Here is a 26,101-nt window from a genome sequence, read left to right as displayed (position 1 = left end):
TCTTTTATTGTTTTATAACACATACAACAGGAGTATGATCAGATGGGTTTTCTAGTTTACGCAACCTATCATCTATGTAACATGTTTCCAATTTATCTGCAGCTTGTGGCGATAGCAGCATATGATCTATTCGCATTCCTTGATTGTTTCTGAGTGAATTACCTTGATAATGCCACCAAGTGAATTGTTGTAAGTTGAGGTGAGATATTCTAAATGCATCTTTAAAACCAAGATTCAAGATCGCTCTTAATTTCTCACGCTCTTTTATATGAAAGCACACTTGGCCATTTAATAAATTTGAATCAAAAACATCAATTTCATCCAGTGCAACATTATAATCGCCAGCTATAATAGTTAACTCTTCATTTTTCAACAAAGTGCCCATCCTTTCATATAGGTTATCAAAAAACTTGAGTTTATACTCAAAAGTATGAGAGTCTGGGCTTTGACCGTTTGGAACGTATACACTTCCTACCCTTACCTTATTATTGGTGTGTTTTATCACACACTCTATATAACGTGCTTCTTGATGACTCTCTACAATATCAATTTTAAACTTCTCCAGTATTGGATATTTAGATAAAACACAAACACCATTTCTTGCAACCTGTCCATAGACAGCATATTCATATCCTAATTCTTCTATCTCTGCATAAGGAAATTGCTCTTCTGTACATTTTATCTCTTGCAGCAAAACTATATCTATCTGACTATCAACTATAAAACTACAAAGTTGGTTAATTCTTTTACGTATGGAGTTTACATTCCAAGTTGCAATCTTTAGCATCAACAATCCTTATTAATTATATCAATTAAACTCTCCCCTGTAGGCAACCTCGATGTTATAATTTTTTTCCACTTGATTAACTTTAAACTATCAGCAATGTTTTTACTCATGGTATATGCAACTGTATTATTCATTACAGGAGATAGCCCACTTTTTAGAACTAATGAACAAAATACCCTTGCAGTTTGTGAGGAAAAAAAAGCAACGCTATCAATTTTACCGTCCAATAGTAAATTTTTACACCTATTAGTTAGACTCCTTTTAGTAATTGTTTTATAGAGTACAACTTCTCTTACGTTAAAACCTTCTTCAGATAATCTTTTTTTTAGGTCACATGATACTTCTTGTCCCCTTATATATAAGAACTTTATTGCATTTGAATAATGAGATTTTATGAATGATATCAGACCATCAACGTTGCTGTCTGCTGAGATTATATCGGAAAATCCCAAATTTTTTGCAGCCTGCATAGTTGAATTACCAACTGTAATAATCGAAAAGTTATCCTCTTTGCATATTTGACTGAAAGCCTTTACACTGTTTTTACTTGTAGATATCACAACATCAAATTCGTGCGCGGATATATCAGGATTTAAGTACTTTATTGTGAATACTGGCTCTATAAAAACTTTGTATCCATATTTTTTTAGCGTGCTTCTTGTGCTCAACGAATCTAATAAAGGCCTTGTCAATAAAATAGACTTCATTCTGGTTTATTTCGCTAGCAGTAAAATGATATCCCTTATACACAAATTATTGAATAAAAATTTTATTTTTCAAGTTTCTTGCATAACCTAGAAAAAAGGCAAAAGAAACTCCATAATTGGCCCAGTGCTAGAAAACTGATCTTAAATAAGCGAATGTTTTTGATCAAATGAAAAAAAGATGTTACTCAGTGAGTAACATCTTTTTTAAGAAGATAGATAGTTTTGTTTACTCTCTATATCTTCATTTTTGGAGCTTGATGCTCTACATCGACTTCAGCAGTTACTGTTGAAGAAGGTCCCACCAATTTTTCCAAAGAACCTGTCTTTCTTAAGTTATCTTGGGTTTTTAACTTGCCATTTTTCTCAGTGAACATACCATGTTGCGGAGAAGAACTTGGTGAATTGAACCCACTATCAGAATTACGACGGTAACTGGCAAAGCTAGAAGTTGTAGCAGTACTGTCAGTGCTTAAAGAACCCGTTGAATTGCTTCTTGGCGGTTTCTCCGGAGCAACATAAAAACGGCTATTTCCTATCTCCGCAGATTGTATCTGATCCAACTCAGAATCTTGATATCTTATATAAGTAGCTTCCTCTGGCTTTTTGCCACCTTTTAGTGATGGTAACAACTTGCTCCAAAATGAAGTAGGTTCTTTTACTTCCTTATGCTCATTAGGATTTAATAATTCTGCTTTGCTGCTAACAGTACTTATAGAACTCGTTGAACTACTACCTGATAAGCTATTTTCCAGTGAATTCATAGAACTTGCTTTATGCCTTTTTGCTGACTTATTAAGCCTTTCTAAAGTATTAAAACGAGTATGCTCTTCCTTGCATTCTTTAATAACTTCCTTAATCTCATCATGATATTCAGAAAAAATTTCATATAGGCTGCTATTATCTTTAGCTAACAAATGTTGCAACTTCTTAGCATCTAATTTATTGATAAAATCTATTTGCTGCTTCAATCGGTTGATCAACTGGTCCTTTTTGGCACTGTGTTGACCATCAACAGAATAAGCTTTCTCTAATATTTTTTCCCCCAGCTTAGAAAATATTTTCCTAGTTAAAGCAGAGCTATTCACACCTTTGTCTTCAAAAACTTCCTTGACAAACATTTCCTTTACACTATTAAAACTTCTCGTTTTTTCTTTTGTTTTCAAAATAACAGTTTGATCTTCATTACCTATTGAATATGCGATGCCATCTAAACTAGACATGCTTGCACCACTATCACTCATCTTCCTTCCAAGGTTTTGAATGTTATCCCCCATTTTTCTTAATGTAGAGCTAGCTCTCTCTTGTGTTGCCTGTTTTACAGAACTTGCAGTTTCTTTTACCGAATTCTTGGCATATACAGCACCATCTTTGATTTTTCCGCCAATATGCTTCGCTCCTTCAACTGTTTTTTCTGCTGACCATTTGAGCCCTTTATATCCAGATTGAACTGCTTTTACAGCAACTTTCGCAGCGAAAAATAGAGTAAGACCAACTATAGCACTTGGTATAGCAAGTGTTGCACCAACTGCCAAAAATGGTAACACTGCTGCAAATAATCCACTTGCTGTACCTACTACAAGGGCCTTATCTCCTTGCTTCATCTTGGAGAATTCTGTATCTCCTTTTAACAGATCCATAATTCTGTCTTTTAGCTTCTTGGGATCGTGAATGATATCTGAATTTAATGAAGAATCTTGAATCATTTTAAGATCATCTTGCTTAGTTTCAACAAAATTTGAAGAGTTTTTTTCACTAGGTGACATTTTAAACCTCACTATTAATTAAACATACTAATATTGTATATATCTGATTCTTAAGTTAGGGTTAATTCATCTAACAATGTCCACTTACTCTCAAATGATTTTGCTTGATGTGTTTTTTTGAAAGCACAGAAAATTAGTGATTATTGCAATATAATATCTCGTTTGGATTAGCTATAGTTGAAGTAAAAACTCATCATCCTAAAGGGGTAGATTTTTCCGTAGTCTTAGCAGGAACTGTGTTTGGATTTGATAGTTCTGTATTGACCTTAGTTGGTTCTAATGGAGTTTGCTGTTTTTCCGGTTTATCATTCGGAATTGGAACAGGCCAATCCATAATGTTTTGTGGTATGTTTGTTCGAGCTTCTTCTTCCTTAGTCTTTTTTTGATCTGTTGAAGATGATGCATCAACACCTGTACCTTTAGTAGCTTTTTGTCTTAGTTGTGTGTTTTCTTCTTGTAATTGTTTTAAATTTTTCTTTAACTCATCAATCTCTTTTGTTTTTTGTTTTAATTGTTCAGATATCATTAGTTTGTCCCTAGCCAAACTTTTATTTTCCTTTCCTAATTTACTAATTCTTTTGCTTGAAGATTTATCCGCAGCTTGTGTACCTTGGTCTTGTGTTTTAGGAACTGTAGTTTCGTGATCACTTGCCTGGATTCTTCTACTTTCATATTCAACTTCAGTTTGAGTTGAAGTAGCTACTTTCGCATTTACTTCACTGAACTCATCCGCAAGTGATCTTCCAGATTTAAGTTGCCAAATTTCCCTTTCTAAATTTCCCTTTTCTTTTTGCAGTTGATTTAATTCTCTAGCTAATTGATTTACTTTATCAGTCAATTTTTCGTTTTCATTTTTTGCTTCCATCCATTGTTCTACAAACTGCTTTTCGTGATTATCTTGTGAACCTTCTACCAATATTTTCTTGAGATCATTTTCAAAATTTGTATTCTTTTTTTCTAGTGTACTTAACTTAGCTTCACTTTGCTTAAATTTTTCCTGTAGTTCCGCATTTATTCTATTTGTTGACTGAATCTCACTTTCTTTATCTTTCAATTGATTAATTAAATCTTTTATTCTAGCATTTTTATCTTTTTGACTTTGTTCTAGTACGGTTACTTTTTGTGCTAATCGATCTATGTCTTTATCCTTTTCAGCTAACTCTTTTTCCTTTCTTTTCAATTCATCTTTAAGTCTTGTGACTTCTTTTGCCAAATCTTGCTTTTCCTCGATTAATTGACTTGCTTCTGCTTCACCTTCTTCTGTTATCTTCGTATTACGGCTTTTTAACTCCGCGTTTTCCTTCTTGAGATATGTGTTTTCTTCCTCTAACTCATTTCCTTCTTGTTTGTTCTCTTCTTCATCACTAAACGTATCACTCTCAAATATTTCATCTTCACCATTAAATTCACTACTAATAGACAAAGAACTTCTGCGTGAAGAAGGTGTATTAAGAGAAGAATATCCACTGCTACTTGGTGTAGCTGACTGTGGTGAATCTTTTGTAAATGTTTCCTCTGCTGGTGTTTGCTGCTCGTTCACACTTTTGACCATGTCAGTGAAAGTTTGATATAGAGTTTTGCCATTGATAAAAACTTCTTTATTCTGCTCAACTAATTTTAATACCTCTTCTGGGTCAGTTATTTCTCCAAATTTTGGTTCATCAATCACTCTTTTTATGCCCTTAGAATTTACTTCTACAGTCATGCTACAATCTATGCTATTGCCTTTAGAATCCTTAGCTTGCCAGTTAATGGTCATCTCACATGAGCTTGAACCAGTAAAATCATAGTGCCTTTCGCTGCCTTTTTTGGTTGCAGTTATTTGACTATCTTTCCCTAAAGATAGGTTATTAAACCTTGCCTTCGTCACTGACTCTTAAAAGGGTGCTAATCTCTATTGGTTTTTCTTTATTTTCAAATCTAATTTTAAATTCATTATCTTGTGTTGTATATACTAAGAAATTTTCACTTGGTAGAGATTCTGCGAATTTTTTATGTGTTGCATTTATTGATTGCTCAAACTTTTGAAACTCCTCTTTCCACTTTGAACTTACCTGTTCTTTAATGTTCTCATCTTTGTGTAAAGGACCAATAAAGTACCAGATTAAATTTTCTTCTTCTAGTTTTCTGATAAAATCCTGAAAATTTTTGCAAGATTTAATGAAACTTAAAATATCATTTTTCTTTTGCTCATCTACATCTAAACCTTGATTTTCAGCTATAAATAAGTTTTCTTTTAGCATAATTTCTATTTTTAGAGAACTATATTATAATATTAGCATATTTTCTTAAAAAATCAACTAATCTTATAGTTAAATAAACTTGAGTATTTGGCGGGAATGTTATATATTAACCACTCCAAGAAGTGCAGTATGGACAATACTATTATAAGAAAATACGATATTAGAGGTGTGGTAGGCAGAGACCTGCAAATCAGTGATGGGTATGAAATAGGTAGAAAATTCGGTCAAACTGCAGCTAACGTTTGTGTAGGCTATGACAGCAGGATAGATTCACCAAGCATAGAAAAAGAATTAATCAGAGGCTTGATTTTATCCGGTGCGAATGTTATACGCGTTGGGCTCTGTTCTTCACCTATGCTCTACGCTGCAACAATGCAGGCAGATCTTGGGATTATGATCACTGCTTCTCATAATCCCAGAGAATATAACGGCTTTAAATTTTTCAGTAGTAAAAAAGTTTACTCAGATCAAGAAATGAAGGAAATTATAGGCAATACAATTAAAAACAGCACGAAAATTGGAAGCTTAATTAACACGAATATATATAGTGAGTACGTTAACATATTAAAAAATGCGCTCAAGAATAACGCTACACAAAAACTAAAAATAGCTTGGGATTTTGGCAATAGCCCAACAATTGTAAGGTATATTGAAAAGATTTTACCAGATCATATACACATCGTAACCAATAGCTTTATAGATGGAACGTTTCCACTGCATGACCCAGATCCCATAGAAGAGAAAAATCTTGCTCAGTTAATAGATATTGTCAAGAAAGATAAATGTGATCTTGGTATTGCACTTGATGGTGATGGTGATAGGGTACGCTTGATTGATAATAAAGGTAATGTTGTTTCCAATGATCACTTGTTTATGATTTTTTCACGTGAAGTATTGGCGGAACACCCAAAAAGCAAGGTTATTGCCAACGTAAAAATGAGTATGAAAGTGCATGATTTCGTTAGCAAATTAGGAGGGCAAATAATTACCTGTGCCACTGGACACTCACTAGTTAAGAAAAAGATGGTAGAAGAAGGAGCAAAGTTTGCCGGTGAACTGAGTGGACATTTTTTCTTTTCTGAGCTAGGTTTTGATGATGGACTATATTCTGCTATTAAAGCCATTGACATTTTACTTAAGAAAAACCAAAGCCTATCTGAGATGATTAAAGATTTACCAAAGTTATATATCACTCATGAAGTGAAAATTGTAGTGAAGGATGAGAAAAAATTTCAAATAATTGAATCAATAAAGGAGACACTAAAGCAGCAAAACATTGTATTTTCAGAGCTTGATGGAATTAAGGTAACTGATGATAAAGGTTGGTGGCTTCTTAGAGTATCAAATACGCAAAACTGCATAACAGCAAGATGTGAAGGAAATACCTTAGAAGATTTTGAATTCACTAAAAAAGTTTTGTTGTATTACATTGATGAACTAAAATTATACATTTAAATTTTTTTGATGATTTACTTATTCGTCAATGTTTGCAGTTTTGTTTGATTAGTAATAGGAATTGGTAACCTATGGCGCACTGCTGTGGATAACAGCTGTCTAAGCTAATTTAGCTATAGAAAATGAACACTCACTTTTCTTTATTGTTTTGAGATTTTTCTTGATCAACCATTTCCTCACCAATCTCTTTTATTTTTAGTATCAATGACTCTGGTACATACATGTTAATTACTTCTTCTGTTGTCACAAATAAAGCCTGATAAGAGTGTGAATTTATTATCCAATTGGGCAATATGTCTTCTGCGTCTATTTTAGACTCTCCCTCTTTTTTATCATATACTGTGTGGCAATATAAGTGCACAGCAAAAAATAGTACATAAGAAAGCAATATTCCTCTGAGTGCTCCGACAAAGATTCCAGTAACTCTATCCATTAATCCCAACCTTATAGGTGATAATATGTACATTAGCCAGTTATTCATTGTCATGAATGTAAGATTAAGTATGATAAATACAGAGATTGTAGAAAGTATGTTTTGTGTAACTTTAGAGTCAAAATACTTACTATAATTTATAATAAAAAAATCATAGTAACTAGCTGTCAAAAAGACTGATAAGAGCAAGAACATTAATGCACATAGCTCTTTTATAAAACCTCTAGTTATCGATATTATTACACACAAGACAATAATAAAGATAATTAGGCTATCGAAAAACATATTTTGTATCTATATGATTTTCAAGATATAATAGTTGTAAATAACAAAGTTGTAAAATTAATTGTGTTGATATTTTATCAGCTGGTCTAAGTACCGAGCAATCATATCAACTTCTAAATTTAGGTAATTACCTGTTTTGTTATATTGAAAAGTTGTATTTTTCCATGTGTAGGGAATAATGTTCACAGTGAATTCTTGATCGACAACTGAATTTACTGTAAGGGAAACTCCATCTAGCGTTACAGAACCTTTTTTTGCAACAAATTTAATTAATTCTTGTGGGCATGATAGTCTGATTTCATGAGATTCTAAATTTTGATTGATTGTTAAAATTTCTGTTGTGTCATCCACATGACCCTGAACCAAGTGGCCGTCAATTCTGTCACTCAGTTTCATTGCTTGTTCTAGGTTTATTTTTTTCCCTGTTTTCCACGTATTTAAGTTAGAAACCTTCATGGTTTCTTGAGATACTTGAACTGTGAATACATTGCTCATTATGTTGACAACAGTTAAACACACTCCGGAGCAGGATATTGAATCTCCTTTGTTTATAGAGGATAAATTTTGTGTCTCAATATGGAAGATTTGATCAGAGTTAGGGTGGATAGTGATATCAGTTATAGTGCCAATATCTTTGATAATTCCTTTAAACATGCAATAAAATAAATAATTATATCACAAAAGATCTTATTTGTTAGGTGCGCAAAGGAAGATCTTTTTTACTTATCTGCTCAATAGATTCTACAGAATATTCAGAATATAGAAAGTAAGCCAGGTTCAAAACGCACAGTGTAATTAATATTGGTAACCCTATGTTTAATGTTAGACCGATACTTTCCCTTTTTTCTGTTAGCACCAATTCCTTTAAAATTGACACTTTTCCCAGCGGCAAGTGCCATAGGCAGAGTGCTGATATAGAAGCTGCTACTAAAAATAGACAAAAATAAGTCTCTTTCGAAGAAAACATAGCTTTTAATGGTGATTTGAGCCTAATATTAGTAGGCAATCGAGTTTTAGCTTCATTTGTTTTTGGTAAATGGTCTACAGCTTTGCTTGGTAAAATTTCATGAGAAACATTTTTAGGCTGTGGAGAAGGTTGGCCTGAAACTAATTTAATCAACTGCTCTTTTTTTCTATATACTTGCTTGTGTAAATACTCTTTTGGAAAAGAAGATTTGCCGGCTGTTTGTGGTATCTTCAGCATTTCTAATGCTTCTGATATCTCATCTGGTTCTAATACTTCATGTAGTTGTTTATCTTGGAAATAAATAATATTAAACATTGAGTTGAAAATATTGTGAAATATTTCTGGATCTTGATTTTTATATTCACTTACTACTTCTACGAATATTTCATCGAGTTTTTTTCCCTTGTGCTTAGCTACATTATCTATCATAGCTACTCTAGCATCAATTTGAGCTTGTTTTATGATTGATTGTTTTTCTTCTTGCAATAATTCTTTAGCCTGCTTTTTTGACTTCTTTTTTCTATTAGCCTTAAAATAATCTGTGTGTGACCTAATTTGACCTATATCCCGCTCTGTTTCTTGAGGGACTAAATTTCCTATACTACCCTCTGTTATCCGAGTGTCTAACACTGGTTCTTTTTCTTTTTGGTCAAGTGCTGGAATAACACCAGGTGGCATATTGTTACTCTGTATAGAAAATTTGGGCAGTTGTGGGAAAAAGAATTGTGCCGTATTAAAAAAATTGAATGGCTGAAAAAGAGACCTAAGCCAGGAAATATTTTCATGCATTGCAGCAACAATTACTGGTGCGCGTGTAATTTGCTTTCTGTTACTTACTATATTGTAGCCAAACGAACCTTGCACAATTTGTTTATCTTGCTTGTTCCTTTTTTCAACCACATTTTCGTTTTTATTTTCAGTTTCTTCTACTTGTGATATATCTTGACTTTGCTCCTCATTTTTGGCTTTTTCTGCATGTTTTAGCTTCTCATTTAAGAGTGCCTCGATTTGTTGCAAGCTATCTAGATTGATGTTTTTGTCTGTTTTTAGCGTTATCGTTATGCCCTGCAGAAGGATTTGAATTGAAGCATTACTTATGAATTCTTCTACAGTTTTATTCGCTTTATGGTGGTTGTTGTATAGTTCTTCACTTTCTTTTGGTACTTTTATATTGGCTGTGAAGTTTTTCTCCTGAGAAAGGCAGATTTTAAAAAAGTCAATTAAATGTTTTATTTGAGCTAATATTGTATTAGGGTTTACCTCTGTTAGCAGTTTGAGCTTAAATGAAAACTCTTGTGTATCACTTACAACACTTCTTGAGCGAATGGTGCTAATCTCCAGTACTTCATTAGAAAATGCCTTACTTATTTTTTTAGATCTATCCTTAAAAAACTTAGGTAAACCCTCAATTTCGTATTTTTTCTTAGTTTCTATGTTACTACTATTCATGAGTAAATTTTTTAATGTAGAGTGAAATAAAAAACATAATTAGTCAATAAATTAATAATTATAGCACCCTTGCATAACAGCGGCGCGTTGGATTCAATAAGAGCAGAAGAAGTTACTTTACAAACCTCATCAGTTTCCTTATCATGACAATAAGAGTATTTATCCTTGTTTTTGATCTGCGCAGATTCAATGACAAAATTCAGTAAAAAAACTCAGATATTTATTGGCAAATTACATAAAATTATAGCGGCTGCATGTCTTTTTTATTTTTTCTACATTCAGCCAAAATCCGCTTAAAATAAGCGTTAGAACATTATTACAATGCCAATTTACATTATAAAACTCACTACTGGGAGATTCTTTTGCCTTTTTTTTGCTTGGTGAATTTCTTAATATTTTGGATTGGTTAGGAGTCCTATAGAGATGTCATTCCAGCACTTGATGCTGGAATTCAGGAATTTTTTGAGCACGAAAGTTATGCTAAGTTTTTATTGTTAAGTAAAGGCTGGATTCCAGTGTCGTAGCACTGGAATGACAGAAGAAGGAAACACTCGGATAGGGGCAATTTTAATGATACCATCATAGAGATCAGCTACTCTGATGACAACTTTTTATGCGAATAGTTTTATTGATGATATTAAAGACTTCACTATAATGAAAGTTTAAGCTAGCGTTTTTAAGGTGAATAAAGAGCTAATAAGTGAAATACCTTTACTTGAAGATAAGGCAGTTTCTGAGATTGAAAATGCTGCTTCTTTGCAAGATTTAGAAAAAGTTAGGTTGTCATACTTGGGGAGAAAGGGTCTAATAAAGGCTTATTTCGATGACTTAAAGAATATAGATGATGCAGGAGAAAAACGCGACCTAGGTGCAGTGATTAATGTTTTACGCAATAAGATAGACCAGCTTATAACAAGCAAAGAAAATGAACTAAAAGATAAAGAAGTTAAGTTAAAACTGCAAAATGAAGCAGTTGATATCACACTGCCTGTCAGACCAGAAAGAATTGGCAAGATTCATCCACTGAGCAAAGTTATAAGTGAAGTAAAGCTCATTTTTGCACATATGGGCTTCAAAGCAGTTGATGGTCCTGATATTGAAGATGAATTTCACGTGTTTGATGCGCTAAATACTCCAAGTCATCATCCTGCGCGAGAGGAGCAAGATACCTTCTACTTAAAGAATAAAATAAACGATAAAAGAATGGTGCTGCGCACTCATACCTCATCTGTGCAGATTAGAACTATGGAAAAGATAAAAGCTTTTCCAATTAAAATAGTTGCTGCAGGCAGGGTATACAGAAATGACTTTGATGCAACTCACACTCCTATGTTTCATCAGATAGAAGGGCTTTATGTTAATGAAAATGTCAATATGGGCCAATTAAAATTTACTATTCATCGCTTCCTTAGTAAATTTTTCGGAGATAAAGGTCTAAAAATACGCTTTCGTAATAGTTTTTTTCCTTTTACTGAGCCTTCTGCAGAAGTGGACATAAGTTATAAAGGTAGTAAATGGATTGAAGTACTTGGATGTGGTATGGTGCATCCAAATGTCTTTAAAAATGTTGGAATAGACCATACTAAATACAGTGGCTTTGCATTTGGGATTGGTATAGAAAGGCTAGCAATGCTGAAATATCAAATTAGTGATCTAAGGAGCTTTTACGACAATAGAGTTAGTTGGCTCAACCATTATGGTTTTCATTTTTCGTCTTTAAGATAAGTGACAAATAAATCTTATACATTTGTTGTACTTGCTGCTGGGCATGGTAAACGAATGAATTCAAGCTTGCCTAAGGTTCTGCACAAAATAGGTAATTTCTCCATGCTTGAGCATGTCATTTACAATGCAAAGCAGCTGAATCCTGAAAAAATAGTTATTGTAGTCGATTTGCCTTTAACTCAAAGGCTGAAATGCTTTGAGGGTATAAAACTAATTACACAAGAGTCAACGCTCGGTACAGGGGATGCAGTCAAAATTGCAATGAGAAACCTGAAAGAATTGTCAGATATAGTTGTTGTGCAGTATGGGGATACTCCACTAATAAAAAGCAGCACAATAACTAAAATGATAAGCTGCTTAGGAGAGAGCAATGCTTTAGTTTGTCTTGGGTTTAAAACTAATAATAAAGGATACGGTAGACTAATTATTGAGAACGGTTCCCTAAGAGAAATCGTAGAAGCACAAAATGGTAGAAATAATGATGAGGAATTTCTTGCTAATGCCGGAATAATGGTTGCACGTGAAAAGAATCTACGTGAATTGGTGGAGAAAATAGAGTGTAATAACCAAGCTCATGAATATTACTTGACCGATATCGTTGCCATTGCAGTAAAGAGTAATTTAAATGTCGGCTATGTTATTGCTGATGAGGAGGAGGCAACTGGCATAAATAATAGGAATGACCTTGCAACGGCCGAGTTTTACTTTCAAGAAGAAAAAAGAAAGTTTTTCACTAACTCTGGAGTAACGCTTGTTGCTCCAGAAACTGTTTTCTTCTCTCTTGATACGCAAATTGGTATGGATTCGATTGTTTACCCATACGTTTTTTTTGGTCCTGGAGTAAAAATAGGATCTGGTGTTAGGGTTGGTCCATTTGCCAAATGTGAAAATACAACAATAGGTGATGGTGCAATCATAGGTAATTTTGTTGAAACAAAAGCAAGTGATATAGGTATAAATACTAAGATAAAGCATTTAAGTTATATAGGAAATACTCAGGTAGGGCAGGTGAGTAACATAGGTGCAGGTACCGTTATTTGTAATTATGATGGAAAAAAAAAACATAAAACAAATATTGGAAGCAATTGTTTTATTGGTGCCAATAGTTCATTAATTGCACCGCTTAATGTTCATGATGACTCTCTAGTTGCAGCAGGTAGCGTTATAGTAGAGGATGTGCCAGAGAAAAGTCTTGCAATTGCAAGAGAAAGGCAAATAACTAAGAAAATAAAATAACTCTAATTTTTATTACACGAATTATGTTATTTTTAACATATATATTAGTATACATGTATATCAATATACATGTTAAAAATGAAAAAGTTGCTTATTTTGGTGGTCTGTTGTTTCCTGTCAGTACCGTCTTTTGGAGTTGATTGGATTAAAGATAGAACCTACACCTCTTCGTCGTATGGTATGCTTGGTATTAATTATGATCTTGGCTATCATTGTACAGATAGCATTAAAATTTCATTTGGTCCTGCAGTTAAACTTGTTATGAGTGAAGGGATTTTAGACGCGGGACTTATGACAAAGCTTCATTATCATTATAAATTTGAAAATACAGATATTACTCCTTATGTTACTTTTGGTGTAGGAGGAGTTGCTAAAATTCCTCTTTCAGAAAATCAAGGGCCAGACGTAGAAGAATTTTTTTCTTATCAAATAGGTTCTGGTATTAATCTTCCACTTTCTGAGAGAACAAGTGTTTTTGCTGGCTACAAGCTGCAGAAGTTTCATGAACTTTCGCATGGGGTTGAATTTGGAATGAGTTTTAATTTGTAAGCTCCGATTGAATGTTTTTAGTGAAGTCTGGTTTGAATTTTTGTTGAAAAAAAGCAAGTGATATAGGCTAAAATGATGATTGCGGTAGGTAACAAAATGTGACAAAGAGAAGTTTGGCAATTGCAAGAGAAAGGCAAGTAGCTAAGAAAGTGATTCCGATTTTATTATGTAAGTTATGTAATTTTTAACTTTTCTGTGAGTATATATGCGTATATTCATGGTTAGAGGGTAAAAATGAAAAAATTACTTACTTTAGTAGTCTGCTGTTCTCTGTCAGCACCGTCTTTTGGAGTTGATTGGATTAGAGATAGAATCTATACTTCGTCGTCATATGGCAATCTTGGTGTTAATTATGATCTTGGTTATCACTATACAGATAGTGTTAAAATTTCGGTTGGTTCTGTAGTTAAACCTACTCTCAATAGTCAGTATAACCTTGCTGGACTAGAGTTGGGACTTATGGCAAAGCTTCATTATCATCATCAATTTGAAAGTACGGATGTTACTCCTTATATTACTTTTGGCACAGGAGGCATTATTGCAATGTCTCAAAAACAAGAAGGATTTTTTTCCTACCAGATAGGTGCTGGTATTAATCTTCCACTTTCTGAGAGAACGAATGTTTTCGCTGGCTATAAACTTCACAAGTTCAGTGATTTTTCTCATGGGTTTGAACTTGGAATGAGTTTTAATTTATAAGCTCCGATTGAATGTTTTTAGTGAAAGCTTGAGTTTTTATTAACGTCGTAAAGTTTTCATGAGACTAAGAGAATTTGAGAGTAGTCAAGTTTTAAAACTTGACTACTCTCCACGAGGAAAAGCAGATAAAGGTAGAAGTATTTCATGTTTTTATTTATATTGACAGTATGTGTAACATCATTTACGATTAGTGTTAATAACAATAATTGATATTTGTCATGTTTGCAGTAATCGAAACTGGTGGAAAGCAGTATTTAGTAAAAAAAGGCAGCATAATTAAAGTAGAAAGATTACAAGCTGAAGAAAAAGAGGAAGTGGAAATCAATAAAGTGATTTGTGTTTCAAACAATGGCTTATCTTGTTCATCCAATGCTGTTATTAAAGCTGAAGTACTGGAGCAGTGTAGAGATAAGAAAATTATAATCTTTAAGAAAAAGAGAAGAAAAAATTACCGTAGGAAAAATGGTCATAGGCAGTATATTACTGTTCTTCGTATCAATGAAATTAGTCTTCAAAAGTAAGAGGTAAGATATGGCAACTAAAAAATCAGGTGGTAGTTCCTGTAATGGTAGAGATTCGGCAGGGCGTCGACTCGGGATAAAGAAGAATGGTGAGGTTATTCCAGGTAACATAATTGTACGTCAAAGAGGTACAAAATTTCATCCTGGAAAGAATGTTGGTATGGGTAAAGATCATACGATTTTTGCTAAAACGAAAGGCTGGGTGAGTTTTAGAAAATCAGCAAATAAAAAGACGTTTATTGATGTTGTGCCTACAGATGATATGCAAGCCTTGGCTTGAATAGATACGGGTCTGTAGCTCAGGTGGTTAGAGCGCACGCCTGATAAGCGTGAGGTCGGAGGTTCAACTCTTCCCAGACCCACCATTTAAATTTGCAATAGTTTTGATATCGTGTAACTAAGCGATGGTTTTACATAAGAATTCAGTAACCAGTGAATCAGTAGCAGCCGGTCATCCAGACAAAGTAGCAGACCAGATTTCAGATGCAATACTTGACGAATACCTTTTTAATGACTCTTCCTCTCGTACTGCAATAGAGACTTTAGTTACTAAAGATAATGTTATTATAGCTGGGGAAGTATTTGGGCCGAACATTGAAAATAGCAAGATTGAAAGTATTGTACGGAATACAATAAAAGATATTGGTTATGAGCATGATGGTTTCCGCTGGGAAACAGTGAAAGTAAATATATTGCTACATGAACAATCAAATGACATTGCAATAGGTGTGGATCAAGGTGCTGGGGATCAGGGCATAATGTATGGCTATGCAACAATAGAGACAGAAAGCCTCATGCCAGCACCCATTTTTTATGCACACTCGATTCTGAGAAATATCATGAGTATGGTCAAAGAGGTAAAGCTTGGTCCGGATGCAAAATCGCAAATCACTTTGGCGTATGAGAATAACCTTCCAGTGCGTGCTGAAAGTATTGTTGTTTCAATACAGCATCTTGAGGATCTGAGTCAATCGAAAGTGAAGGAAATAATTTATCCTTACATAGCTTCATCTTTACCTGAAGGGTGGATGTGCCCTAAAGAAAATCTCTTAGTCAATCCAACAGGTAGATTTGTTATTGGCGGACCAGTTGGTGATTGTGGATTAACCGGACGAAAAGTTATGGTTGATACTTATGGAGGCTATATTCCACACGGTGGAGGAGCGTTTTCTGGAAAAGATGCAACAAAAGTTGATAGATCCGCAGCTTATATGGCGAGATACCTTGCTAAAAATATTGTCTTTGCAGGTTTAGCTGAACGTTGTCTTGTGCAGCTTTCTTATGCAATTGGTGTCTCAAAACCTACTTCATTTTACATTGATACATTTGGCACGAATACAATAGATGAAGAGAGGATTAAAGGGTTTATTGAAGGTAACATAGATTTATCAACTAAAGGCATAATAAGACATTTATCACTTAACCATCCTATATATAAACGTACAGCCTGCTATGGGCATTTTGGTAAAGAATCGGAAAGTGATGGTGGATTTTCTTGGGAAGGTGTGGACTTATCTACTGATTTTTGTAAAGAATTTAATATAGAAGAAGAAAAGAGAGAATTTCTTTAAACTATTAAACTCTTTTATTTCTAGCTTGATACTTATATAATAACTTATTATAAATTGTAAGTAACTCTTTAGTAACTATACTAGTTTTAATATTTATGAGGCTTGCAAGATGTCCGACAAACCAAAAGAAGAATTTTATGATATTGCTATAAAAGAATCATCTGGTCTTATTGAAAAAATAAAAGGACATCCTTTCAATGTTGAGTTGATGAATAATACGCTAGATTATGAAAAGTTCAAATTTTATCTTCAGCAGGATTTTTTATATTTAGTGGACTGTACTCGTGCTTTATTGATTATTGCAGCTAAAGTTCATGATATTGAAATAATGAGCAGCTTAATAAATGTGGCAAGAGGAATATTTGATGTTCGGAGGCAATATAAAGAACATTTTGGAGATTGTGATTTATCTGATAATCACAAAAAATCAAGATCCTGTTCTGCCTTTACTGACTTTTTCATGCGCGCTGCATATCACAGTTCTGTTGCTGAAGCTTTATCAGCATCTTACCCTTGCTTTAACATATACCAAATCATTCTACATAATATGATGAGTGAGGTAACACCTGATGAGGTTAAAAATAGCAAGTACGAAGGATGGATCAATATTTACAATAGCAAAGCAATGAATGCTGCAATTGATGAGTTTACTAATGTTACGAATAAATTTTATAAGAAAGCTGGCGATTGTGAAAAAAGAAGGATGCATGAGTTTTTTAAGAGAGGTCTAGAGCTAGAAATAATGTTTTGGGATGAGATGTATTCTCTAGCATAGTCTGTAGTATTAACACTAAATTATGTTATAATTTATGTGATGTTCAGTGGTATAATTAAGAGCTATTATGGGTCAAATCTTTTAAAGGATATTATTGAGCATCCTTTCAATGTTGAATTAGCAAATAATACTTTAAACATAGAAAACTTCAAATTTTATATACAACAAGATGCATTCTTTTTAGCTGATTATGTTCGTACTGTTTTAATGATTGCATCAAAAATGGAGAGTTGTAACAACATTGTTCCATTTATTGAGGTGGCTAAAGGGGTAGTAGAGATTATGAAAGTGTTATACAACCACTACTTTGCTGTGTATTCCATAAATCGTGGAGAAAAGTCGCTTGAGTGTTTCAATTTTACTAACTTTCTTTTGTCTACTTCATATAGTAACGTTTATGAAGCTGTAACAGTTCTCTACTCTTGCCATTTTATATATAAAGTTGTTGTTAATAGTATGAGAAATAAAATTAAAAAAAATAATAGGTATAAGGATTGGCTTGATTTTTTTGGCAGTAGCTTGATGGAATCTGGATGTGTTGCTTTGGAAGGTATTGTTGACGAGTATTGTAACAAAGTAAGGGAAAGTGAAAGGACCAGAATGCTTGAATTATTTAAAATAACTGCACAATTTGAGTTAGACTTTTGGAACAGCGCATATAATTTTTCAAGATTTAATCAATTTCCTAAGAAATATTGACAATTTTAAGCTAATTTGTATGCTTAATACGTATTTTTGAAGATGATATGAAAAGTAAAGAACATGATTTTCATTTAGTGGACCCAAGTCCCTGGCCAATTGCTATATCAGCAGCAATTTTTGTTCTTGCACTTGGGTTAGTTGGTGTATTTCATAAACAAACTTCTGGAATATTTGGTTTAGTTTTAGGAATCTCTGCAGTATCAGGTGTACTGTTTTATTGGTGGAGAGATGTAATAAGAGAAGCAATTTATGATAAATGCCATACTGCCATTGTAAAACATGGACTCAAGCTTGCAATGTACTTATTTATCCTCTCGGAAGTTGTGTTTTTTATAGCGTTCTTTTGTTCATTCTTTAAAGCCTGGCTTGATCCGGTTTTTTTATTTGAAGCGTTTTCTCCTACAAAAAAAGTTGAATGGCCCCCTGAAGGGATTTTACCACCGGATCCGTGGTCTTTACCATTTATGAATACACTAATATTATTGCTTTCTGGTACAACAATTACTTCAGCACATCATTTTTTACTTGAAAATGATAAAAAAAGCATGATTAAAATGCTGTCTATAACTATATTGCTTGGGATGTTCTTTATAATAGTGCAAGCAATCGAATATCATGAAGCAAGTTTTTCTTTGCGAGAAACAGGAGAAAAACTTATTTATACATCTAACTTTTACATGATTACTGGTTTTCATTGTGTGCATGTTATAATAGGTATAATATTTTTGTCAGTATGTTTATTTAGAGCTCGAAAAGATCAATTTACACCTCAAGATCACTTATGCTTTGAGTTTGCTTCTTGGTATTGGCACTTTGTCGATCTAGTCTGGATATTTTTATTTCTGTTTATTTATTGGTTAAGCCTTTATTAAGTGATTAAAATAATAGGCCTAGATCCAGGGATGAGTAAGACTGGTTGGGCCATTATTAGACTGGAAGAAAAGAATAATATTAAATTTTTGGGTGGCGGTACCATATCAACTGATGGTAAATTGGGTGTAGGTGAACGTCTACATATAATTTTTGAACAATTAAAGAAAGTAATTTTCCTATACTCTCCAAATGAAGCTGCTGTGGAAAAAATTTTTATTAATAAGAATCCAAAATCTTCGCTAACTTTAGGATATGCAAGAGCAATTGCAATTTTAATATTACGAATGACGGATTTACCCATGAATGAATATGATGCAAACTATATAAAAAAGAGCATTACTGGAAATGGTCATGCTGATAAGGGTCAGATTATATTTATGGTAAAGCAAATAGTTAAAAGCTCAAATATAAAATGTCACCATACTGCTGATGCTCTTGCTACAGCAATTTGTCATGCTTATACGAAAAATTTTTGTTATTGAGTAGTTTTACATGAATTCAGTTTAAAAAACTATTTGATGGCGTTTATCTTATCTAATGTTTGTTGTAGAATAATACATGCAGCAATTTTATCATCTATTTTTTTTGATTTTGTGATTGATATTCCAGTAATTTTTAGTGCGTGAGTTGCAAGAGATGTTGATAGACTTTCGTCTTGTAGGTATATGTGTACTTTGCATTTTTTTATTATTTTATTTGCAAACTGGATTATTACTTTGCACCATTCGGTCTCTTGTTCATCTATTGTGAATGGTAGTCCTATTACCATTGATCCAGCTTCATTTTCTTTAAGCACTCTATTTAGATAACCTAAATCTTTGCTCATATTTCTTCTATAATATATACTATGAGGTGTAGCTATAAGCTGTGTTTTATCACTAAATGCTATGCCTATTTGTTTTTCTCCCATATCAAGGCACATTATACGTTTATCTCTTGGAATAGACTTTAGAAATTCATCTGGATTTCTATGTAGCATCTATGAAAACATAACTTTTGTACAATTGTATTTTTGTGACAGTAAGTTATGTACAGTCTACTGGCATGATAGACATTCATCATAATTAATATCTGTTTTTTGTTGCAATATTTCACTTTTTTTGAATATGTCATGTGAGACCTTGTCAGCTCTCTGCATTGATTGTGATCTGCAATAATACAAGCTTTTTAATCCTTTTTTCCAAGCAAGCATATGTATTTTGTGTAAGTAACGTTTATGCACATTGGCAGGTAAGAACAGATTTACTGATTGAGATTGACAAATATAAGGAGTTCTATCACTTGCATGTTCTATGATCCATTGTTGATCAAGTTCGTATGCTGTTTTAAATGTCAGTTTTTCATGCTTGCTAAGAAAATCTAAATGCTGAACAGAACCCTCATTTGTTGAAATTGAGGACCATGTTTCATCATTGTCTTGATTTTTTTCTGCTAGTAGTTTTTGCAAGAATTTATTTCGTACTACAAATGAACCTGTAAGTGTCTTCTGTATAAATACGTTTGCTGCATACGGCTCTATTCCAGGAGAAGTGTTGCCTGCGATAATCGAAATTGAGGCAGTTGGAGCAATAGCGAGCTTATGTGTAAACCTTTCCATTAGATCGATTTCTTTAGCGTCAAGACATGGCCCTTTTTCTTCTGCTAATTTTTTAGAAACTACATCCGCTTGCTCGCGCAAATGCTTAAATACTTTTTTATTCCATTGTTGGGCTGTTACTGATTCAAAAGGAACCATTTTACTTTGTAAAAATGAATGAAAGCCCATCACACCAAGACCGATACTACGCTCTCTTATTGCGGAATATTTTGCTCGCTGTATTTCATTTGGTGCGTGGTTTATGAAATCCTCTAATACATTATCAAGAAAACGCATTATATCTTCTATGAAAAGCTCATTATCTTTCCATTCTTCGTAGTATTCAAGATTTACGGATGATAAACAACATACAGCAGTGCGTGACTTTTTCAGGTGATCGTAACCTGTAGTTAAAGTTATTTCACTGCATAGGTTTGACATTTTGATATCTAAATTGAGCTTTTTGTAAGGTTCTGGTTTATTGTTATTTGTTGCATTAAGAAAGATAATATAAGGTTCTCCAGTTTCAATTCTTGCTGTTAATATTTTAATCCATATATCCCGTGCTTTTACTGTTGAAATAACTTTATTGTTATGAGGGCTTATTAAATCCCATTCTTGATCATCTTCAACAGCTTGCATAAACTTATCTGTTACTATTACAGCATGATGTATATTTAATGCTTTGCGATTTGGGTCACCACCAGTTGGCTTACGTAAGTCTAGAAACTCTTCTATTTCTGGATGCCATACAGGAAGATAAACTGCTGAGCTTCCTCTTCTTAAGGATCCTTGGCTGATTGCAAGCGTCAGAGCGTTTTGTACTACGATAAATGGCACAATTCCTGATGTTTTACCGCTACCTTTGACACTTTCACCAATTGAACGTAAATTTCCCCAATAACTACCTATTCCACCACCACGTGCAGCGAGCCAAACATTTTCATTCCATAGATCAACTATTCCCTTCAAGCTATCTTCAGTTTCATTAAGAAAGCAGGAAATAGGCAATCCTCTTTTGGTACCGCCGTTACTAAGTATTGGTGTTGAAGGCATGAACCACAAGTTGCTCATGTAATCATAAAGACGTTGTGCATGTTTTCTATCATCAGAATAGTAATTAGCAATACGTATAAAGAGATCTTGATAACTTTCATTTTCTATTAAATACCTATCCAATAGAACTGCTTTTCCAAAATCGGTTAATTTACTATCTTTTGCGTAATTAATAGTAATGTAATTCATAAGGCTCCTTTTATGATAATATAGAAATTTATTTGAGCGATTTCTCGATTAAGTTGTTGAATTTGTTTGTGGATGTTGTAATGCAAATAAGATACCATCAACCTGACTGCCATATATTTTACAGTAACTCATTTGACTTATTTGCATATTTGTTTCTTTTGCAACATGCTGAATATAATCTTCTGAATGACGAAAATAATCTCCTTTGTTTACAAAGTCAATACCTTTACCTTCCTTTCTTCTTACTAAACATACAATAACCCCTTTTTTGTTTGTCAATCCTTTTGCTAGTTCCAATTCTGCTAGAAAATCATGTAGATAGTGTAGCACTTCAGCAAAGATAATTACATCATACTGCTGGTTCTTCTCTTGTTTAAGAAATTCTTTCATTTCTGTATGTATTAACTCATCGTAAACAGGTTTACCTTTTATAAGGCATCCTCTTGCAATATTGAGCATTCTATTTGAGATGTCAACTCCTGTTATGCGACTTCTAATATTACTTATTTTTAGGAAGTGACCACATATTCCAGTACCGCAACCAAGGTCGAGTATATTCAGTTTAGAAGTGGAGTTGTTAAAGACTTTTGTAATTATCATGTGTACTAGTTCATGCCCTCTGTATTGTTTGGCAATTAGCCAATGCTCAACAAAATATTCACCTGTGTAATCAAAATATTGTTTTATGAGATTTTCAGGCAATTCTACGATATCTGATGTGTTTGTTATTTTTTTAAAGTAGTAAGAAGCTTCTTTGTGACTACTATCTAATTTTAGTGTCTTTGTTAAATAATTATAAGCTTTATTAGTATTTCCTACTGCAAAATGACATCTTCCAATATTATAACAGACTAGAGGTAAATTGGGGTAGAATATGCTAATTAACCAAAATCTTAACTTTGCATCTGATATATTACCTTTATAGAAGTGATATAACCCGATTTCAATGTTGGTATTTAACAGGTTTTTAGATTTTTCAAGAAACACTACAATTTCTTTATGGAGAGTATTGTATTTATCCATAATGAAATTTTTTACTTTTTTAATATTTAATAAGCCAGTGAGCTTAGATATACAATTTAAAGCAAAGTTTTTTATAAAAGATAGATTACTTTTCATACATTAGAAATACTCCAAATGTTCATTTTCATTTTTAGGTAACTAATTTTAACACATTTTATCTTACAAAATATCTTTTTCATTAATTTTTCTGTACATATCAATTTGTCGAATATTTCTCAGATTGTACTGTTTAAGATTGCTGGTATATTGTTGTTGATAATAATAGGTAAATGTTTTGTGTAAAAAGGCGTTGACATATGATTTATCAGATTGTAACATATAAAAGATTAGTTTTTAGATGTTTGAAAAGTTTTATGGTAGAGATTATTTAATCTCAATTCAATTATAAGTTAATATTTAACTCTGCATATTCTACATATAGTCAGGTAAATAAATTATTAAGAGCACTTGATGGATGCCTTGGCGTTAAGAGGCGATGAAGGACGTGGCAGGCTGCGATAAGCTGTGGGAAATTGTCAACAAATTTTGATCCGCAGATTTCCGAATGGGGAAACCCAACTAGCTTAGCTAGTTATTATATACTAAGTATATAAAGCAAACTTGGTGAACTGAAATATCTAAGTAGCCAAAGGAAAAGAAATCAACCGAGATTCTGTTAGTAGTGACGAGCGAAAGCGGAAAAGGCTAGTGATTTGAAAATAAGAATTAGAATACTCTGGAAATGGTAACCATAGAAGGTGATAGTCCTGTATAAATAGAAAGTTTTTAAATCCTTGAGTAGAGCGGGGCACGTGAAATCCTGTTTGAATATGGGGGGACCATCCTCCAAGCCTAAATACTCCTTAACGACCGATAGTGAACAAGTACCGTGAGGGAAAGGTGAAAAGAACCCCGGGAGGGGAGTGAAATAGAATCTGAAATCAAGTGCTTACAAACAGTTGGAGCTCTATATCAATTTATTGATATTTAGAGTGACAGCGTACCTTTTGCATAATGGGTCAGCGAGTTAATCTATGAAGCAAGCTTAAGCCGGTAGGTGTAGGCGTAGCGAAAGCAAGTCTGAATAGGGCGTTTAGTTTTATGGATTAGACCCGAAACCAAGTGATCTAGTCATGACCAGATTGAAGGTATGGTAAAACATACTGAAGGATCGAACCAGTTAATGTTGCAACATTATTGGATGAGTTGTGATTAGGGGTGAAAGGCCAATCAAACTTGGAAATAGCTGGTTCTCCGCGAAATCTATTTAGGTAGAGCGTTGTATGTATGTTGTTGGGGGTAGAGCACTGGATAGACTAGGGGGATTCATCATCTTACCAAATCTAACCAAACTCCGAATACCAACAATTAATTATACAGCAGACACACTACGGGTGCTAAGTCCGTGGTGGAAAGGGAAACAGCCCAGATCACTATCTAAGGTCCCAAAATTACAGCTAAGTGGGGAAGGAAGTGGAAAAACCATTACAGCTAGGAGGTTGGCTTGGAAGCAGCCATCCTTTAAAGAAAGCGTAACAGCTCACTTGTCTAAATAAGTTTTTCTGCACCGAAAATGTACCGGGGCTAAAGCTGTATACCGAAGATGTGGGTGCTTATTAATTTCGATTAATAGGCGCGGTAGCGGAGCGTTCCGTAAGTCTGTGAAGGCGGTTTGTGAAAACTGCTGGAGATATCGGAAGTGAGAATGCTGACATAAGTAGCGTAAAAGAGTGTGAAAAACACTCTCACCAAAAATCTAAGGGTTCCTACGTTAAGTTAATCTGCGTAGGGTTAGTCGGTTCCTAAGGCGAGTCCGTAAAGGAGTAGTCGATGGCAATTAGGTTAATATTCCTAAACCTCTTAAGTGTGACGGGTTTTGTATTTGTATAGGTCTTATTGGATTGATCTATGCTTAAAAGAAGCTCCAGGAAATAGCACTTATATTTATGAGGCCGTACCGTAAACCGACACTGGTGGATGAGTAGAGTATACTAAGGTGTTGAAAGAATGATGTTGAAGGAACTCGGCAAATTATACCTGTAACTTCGGAAGAAGGGTAACCTGCTTTTAGGCAACTATGAGTAGGTGGCACAAAATAGGGAGTAGCGACTGTTTACTAAAAACACAGGACTCTGCAAACACGTAAGTGGAAGTATAGGGTCTGACGCCTGCCCGGTGCTGGAAGGTTAATAGGAGGGGTGCAAGCTCTGAATTGAAGCCCCAGTAAACGGCGGCCGTAACACTGACGGTCCTAAGGTAGCGAAATTCCTTGTCGGGTAAGTTCCGACCCGCACGAATGGCGTAACGATTTCTCCACTGTCTCCAACATCACTTCAGCGAAATTGAATTCCCCGTGCAGATGCGGGGTACCCGCGGTTAGACGAAGAGACCCCGTGCACCTTTACTATAGCTTTACATTGCCATTAAAAGTGTGATGTGCAGGATAGGTGGGAGACTTTGAAGTTATGGCGCTAGCTATAATGGAGTCAACCTTGAGATACCACCCTTTACACTTTTGATATCTAACTACGTTTCATTATCTGGAACTAGGACATTGTATGGTGGGTAGTTTGACTGGGGCGGTCGCCTCCTAAAAAGTAACGGAGGCGTGCGAAGGTAAGCTAGAGCTGGTCGGAAATCAGCTTGATAGTACAATGGCATAAGCTTGCCTGACTGCGAGGCTGACAAGCCAAGCAGAGACGAAAGTCGGTCATAGTGATCAGGTGATTCTGTATGGAAGGGTCATCGCTCAACGGATAAAAGGTACGCCGGGGATAACAGGCTGATGGTGTTCGAGAGTTCATATCGACGACACCGTTTGGCACCTCGATGTCGACTCATCACATCCTGGGGCTGGAGAAGGTCCCAAGGGTTCGGCTGTTCGCCGATTAAAGTGTTACGTGAGTTGGGTTTAGAACGTCGTGAGACAGTTCGGTTTCTATCTGCCGTGGGTGAAGGAAATTTGAGAAGATCTGACTCTAGTACGAGAGGACCGAGATGGATATACCTCTGGTGTACCAGCTGTTATGCCAATAGCATCGCTGGGTAGCTATGTATAGATGGGATAATTGCTGAAAGCATATAAGCAAGAAACCCTCTTCAAAAAGATTTCCCAATTAAGGCCGTGGAAGACTACCACGTTGATAGGCTAGGTGTGGAAGCATGGTAACATGTGAAGCTAACTAGTACTAATAGCCTGATTGATTTATTTCCTTTCTATATGTGCATATGCAGTGTTAAATATTAAATTGAAATTTGTTAAGTCAGAAATTTTTATTGACTTGGTGACTATAGCAAAAATGAACCACCCGATCTCATTTCGAACTCGGAAGTGAAACTTTTTAGCGCCGATGATACTTAAAGAGGGAAAGTAGGTCGTTGCCAAGTTTATAAAAATTTCTTTTTATTTATATCTGTTCAGTAGAGCGATGAAACAAGGTAAACATAGAGTAGCTGTGAGGTAATATAACTGATCTTTTAGAACTTTGCGAAAACTTTAAAATAAAAGTAGAAAATTTAAAAGTAGAATTTGTTACCT

23 protein-coding genes, 1 tRNA gene and 2 rRNA genes are annotated in these 26,101 nt (G+C 34.2%); 15 read left to right on the top strand and 11 right to left on the bottom strand.

The window, feature by feature from the left end; all coding sequences use genetic code 11:
• Positions 1-4: 4 nt before the first annotated feature.
• From OOL01_RS07125 to OOL01_RS07105, 5 genes are all read right to left on the bottom strand, one after another.
• A complete protein-coding gene (locus OOL01_RS07125; protein WP_017532452.1) occupies positions 5-787 on the bottom strand; it encodes an exodeoxyribonuclease III in 783 nt (260 codons plus the stop codon).
• On the bottom strand, positions 787-1,494 hold the full coding sequence (locus OOL01_RS07120) for a uroporphyrinogen-III synthase (RefSeq protein ID WP_064085243.1): 708 nt from the start codon (positions 1,492-1,494) through the stop codon (positions 787-789). The genes OOL01_RS07125 and OOL01_RS07120 overlap by 1 nt, the downstream gene beginning before the upstream one ends.
• 233 nt (positions 1,495-1,727) lie before the next feature.
• Complete coding sequence (locus tag OOL01_RS07115) at positions 1,728-3,257, bottom strand: actin-bundling T4SS effector WalE1 family protein (protein WP_264686679.1); 1,530 nt, start codon at positions 3,255-3,257, stop codon at positions 1,728-1,730.
• A gap of 193 nt (positions 3,258-3,450) precedes the next feature.
• The gene (locus OOL01_RS07110) at positions 3,451-5,127 is read right to left on the bottom strand and encodes a coiled-coil domain-containing protein (protein ID WP_264686678.1); all 1,677 of its coding nucleotides are present in this window, start codon (positions 5,125-5,127) and stop codon (positions 3,451-3,453) included.
• Positions 5,108-5,500, bottom strand: coding sequence for a hypothetical protein (locus tag OOL01_RS07105; RefSeq protein WP_264686677.1), 393 nt, complete (start codon positions 5,498-5,500; stop codon positions 5,108-5,110). Before OOL01_RS07105 ends, OOL01_RS07110 begins: the two co-directional genes overlap by 20 nt.
• A gap of 129 nt (positions 5,501-5,629) precedes the next feature.
• On the opposite strand from OOL01_RS07105, the gene OOL01_RS07100 reads away from it, so the two are divergent.
• Entirely contained in the window at positions 5,630-6,955 is a 1,326-nt protein-coding gene (locus tag OOL01_RS07100) for a phosphomannomutase/phosphoglucomutase (protein WP_010407162.1), read from the top strand.
• Between the two features lie 130 nt (positions 6,956-7,085).
• On the opposite strand, the gene OOL01_RS07095 is transcribed toward OOL01_RS07100, so the two are convergent.
• Genes OOL01_RS07095 through OOL01_RS07085 form a run of 3 tightly spaced genes read right to left on the bottom strand, consistent with a single transcriptional unit; the run spans position 7,086 to position 10,089 of the window.
• The gene (locus tag OOL01_RS07095; protein ID WP_064085309.1) at positions 7,086-7,673 is read right to left on the bottom strand and encodes a CvpA family protein; all 588 of its coding nucleotides are present in this window, start codon (positions 7,671-7,673) and stop codon (positions 7,086-7,088) included.
• A 57-nt stretch (positions 7,674-7,730) separates the two neighbouring features.
• The gene (locus tag OOL01_RS07090; protein WP_064085308.1) at positions 7,731-8,327 is read right to left on the bottom strand and encodes a riboflavin synthase; all 597 of its coding nucleotides are present in this window, start codon (positions 8,325-8,327) and stop codon (positions 7,731-7,733) included.
• A 40-nt stretch (positions 8,328-8,367) separates the two neighbouring features.
• Entirely contained in the window at positions 8,368-10,089 is a 1,722-nt protein-coding gene (locus tag OOL01_RS07085) for a hypothetical protein (RefSeq protein WP_264686676.1), read from the bottom strand.
• Positions 10,090-10,770: 681 nt separating this feature from the next.
• Here OOL01_RS07085 and pheS point away from each other — a divergent pair.
• The 12 genes from pheS (at position 10,771) to ruvC (ending at position 19,222) form a co-directional block, all read left to right on the top strand.
• On the top strand, positions 10,771-11,814 hold the full coding sequence (gene pheS / locus OOL01_RS07080; RefSeq protein ID WP_264686674.1) for a phenylalanine--tRNA ligase subunit alpha: 1,044 nt from the start codon (positions 10,771-10,773) through the stop codon (positions 11,812-11,814).
• Entirely contained in the window at positions 11,815-13,050 is a 1,236-nt protein-coding gene (locus OOL01_RS07075) for an NTP transferase domain-containing protein (RefSeq protein WP_264686673.1), read from the top strand.
• Positions 13,051-13,128: 78 nt separating this feature from the next.
• Positions 13,129-13,599, top strand: a complete 471-nt coding sequence (locus OOL01_RS07070) for a P44/Msp2 family outer membrane protein (RefSeq protein ID WP_264687266.1) — start codon at positions 13,129-13,131, stop codon at positions 13,597-13,599.
• A 234-nt stretch (positions 13,600-13,833) separates the two neighbouring features.
• Positions 13,834-14,298 (top strand): outer membrane beta-barrel protein, encoded by a 465-nt coding sequence (locus OOL01_RS07065; protein ID WP_264686672.1) that lies wholly within the window; start codon positions 13,834-13,836, stop codon positions 14,296-14,298.
• A 218-nt stretch (positions 14,299-14,516) separates the two neighbouring features.
• The gene (gene rplU / locus OOL01_RS07060) at positions 14,517-14,819 is read left to right on the top strand and encodes a 50S ribosomal protein L21 (protein ID WP_264686671.1); all 303 of its coding nucleotides are present in this window, start codon (positions 14,517-14,519) and stop codon (positions 14,817-14,819) included.
• A 10-nt stretch (positions 14,820-14,829) separates the two neighbouring features.
• Positions 14,830-15,099 (top strand): 50S ribosomal protein L27, encoded by a 270-nt coding sequence (gene rpmA / locus OOL01_RS07055; RefSeq protein WP_006012184.1) that lies wholly within the window; start codon positions 14,830-14,832, stop codon positions 15,097-15,099.
• Between the two features lie 8 nt (positions 15,100-15,107).
• Positions 15,108-15,184: transfer RNA gene (locus OOL01_RS07050), tRNA-Ile, on the top strand.
• A gap of 39 nt (positions 15,185-15,223) precedes the next feature.
• Positions 15,224-16,390 carry a methionine adenosyltransferase gene (gene metK, locus OOL01_RS07045; protein WP_264686670.1) on the top strand — a complete coding sequence of 389 codons (1,167 nt, stop codon included), beginning with the start codon at positions 15,224-15,226 and terminating at the stop codon, positions 16,388-16,390.
• A gap of 109 nt (positions 16,391-16,499) precedes the next feature.
• Positions 16,500-17,165 carry a TenA family protein gene (locus OOL01_RS07040; protein WP_264686669.1) on the top strand — a complete coding sequence of 222 codons (666 nt, stop codon included), beginning with the start codon at positions 16,500-16,502 and terminating at the stop codon, positions 17,163-17,165.
• Between the two features lie 39 nt (positions 17,166-17,204).
• The gene (locus tag OOL01_RS07035; RefSeq protein WP_264374610.1) at positions 17,205-17,864 is read left to right on the top strand and encodes a TenA family protein; all 660 of its coding nucleotides are present in this window, start codon (positions 17,205-17,207) and stop codon (positions 17,862-17,864) included.
• A gap of 47 nt (positions 17,865-17,911) precedes the next feature.
• On the top strand, positions 17,912-18,739 hold the full coding sequence (locus OOL01_RS07030; RefSeq protein WP_264682306.1) for a cytochrome c oxidase subunit 3: 828 nt from the start codon (positions 17,912-17,914) through the stop codon (positions 18,737-18,739).
• Positions 18,740-19,222 (top strand): crossover junction endodeoxyribonuclease RuvC, encoded by a 483-nt coding sequence (gene ruvC / locus OOL01_RS07025; protein ID WP_264686668.1) that lies wholly within the window; start codon positions 18,740-18,742, stop codon positions 19,220-19,222. It abuts the gene before it with no gap.
• A 29-nt stretch (positions 19,223-19,251) separates the two neighbouring features.
• Here ruvC and ruvX read toward each other — a convergent pair whose 3' ends face one another.
• Genes ruvX through OOL01_RS07010 form a run of 3 tightly spaced genes read right to left on the bottom strand, consistent with a single transcriptional unit; the run spans position 19,252 to position 22,680 of the window.
• Positions 19,252-19,719, bottom strand: a complete 468-nt coding sequence (gene ruvX, locus OOL01_RS07020; protein ID WP_264686667.1) for a Holliday junction resolvase RuvX — start codon at positions 19,717-19,719, stop codon at positions 19,252-19,254.
• 57 nt (positions 19,720-19,776) lie between these two features.
• A complete protein-coding gene (locus OOL01_RS07015) occupies positions 19,777-21,561 on the bottom strand; it encodes a ribonucleoside-diphosphate reductase subunit alpha (protein ID WP_264686666.1) in 1,785 nt (594 codons plus the stop codon).
• Between the two features lie 48 nt (positions 21,562-21,609).
• The gene (locus tag OOL01_RS07010; RefSeq protein WP_264686665.1) at positions 21,610-22,680 is read right to left on the bottom strand and encodes a class I SAM-dependent DNA methyltransferase; all 1,071 of its coding nucleotides are present in this window, start codon (positions 22,678-22,680) and stop codon (positions 21,610-21,612) included.
• A 331-nt stretch (positions 22,681-23,011) separates the two neighbouring features.
• On the opposite strand from OOL01_RS07010, the gene OOL01_RS07005 reads away from it, so the two are divergent.
• Together OOL01_RS07005 and rrf are read left to right on the top strand one after the other, a co-directional pair.
• A 23S ribosomal RNA gene (locus OOL01_RS07005) occupies positions 23,012-25,776 on the top strand.
• Between the two features lie 67 nt (positions 25,777-25,843).
• Positions 25,844-25,950 (top strand): 5S ribosomal RNA (gene rrf / locus OOL01_RS07000).
• The last annotated feature ends 151 nt before the right edge of the window (positions 25,951-26,101 follow it).

The organism is Wolbachia endosymbiont (group B) of Rhopobota naevana (assembly GCF_947250615.1).
GTDB lineage: Bacteria > Pseudomonadota > Alphaproteobacteria > Rickettsiales > Anaplasmataceae > Wolbachia.
Note: the sequence above shows the minus strand (reverse complement) of the source record. Positions and strands in the feature narration are given on the sequence as shown.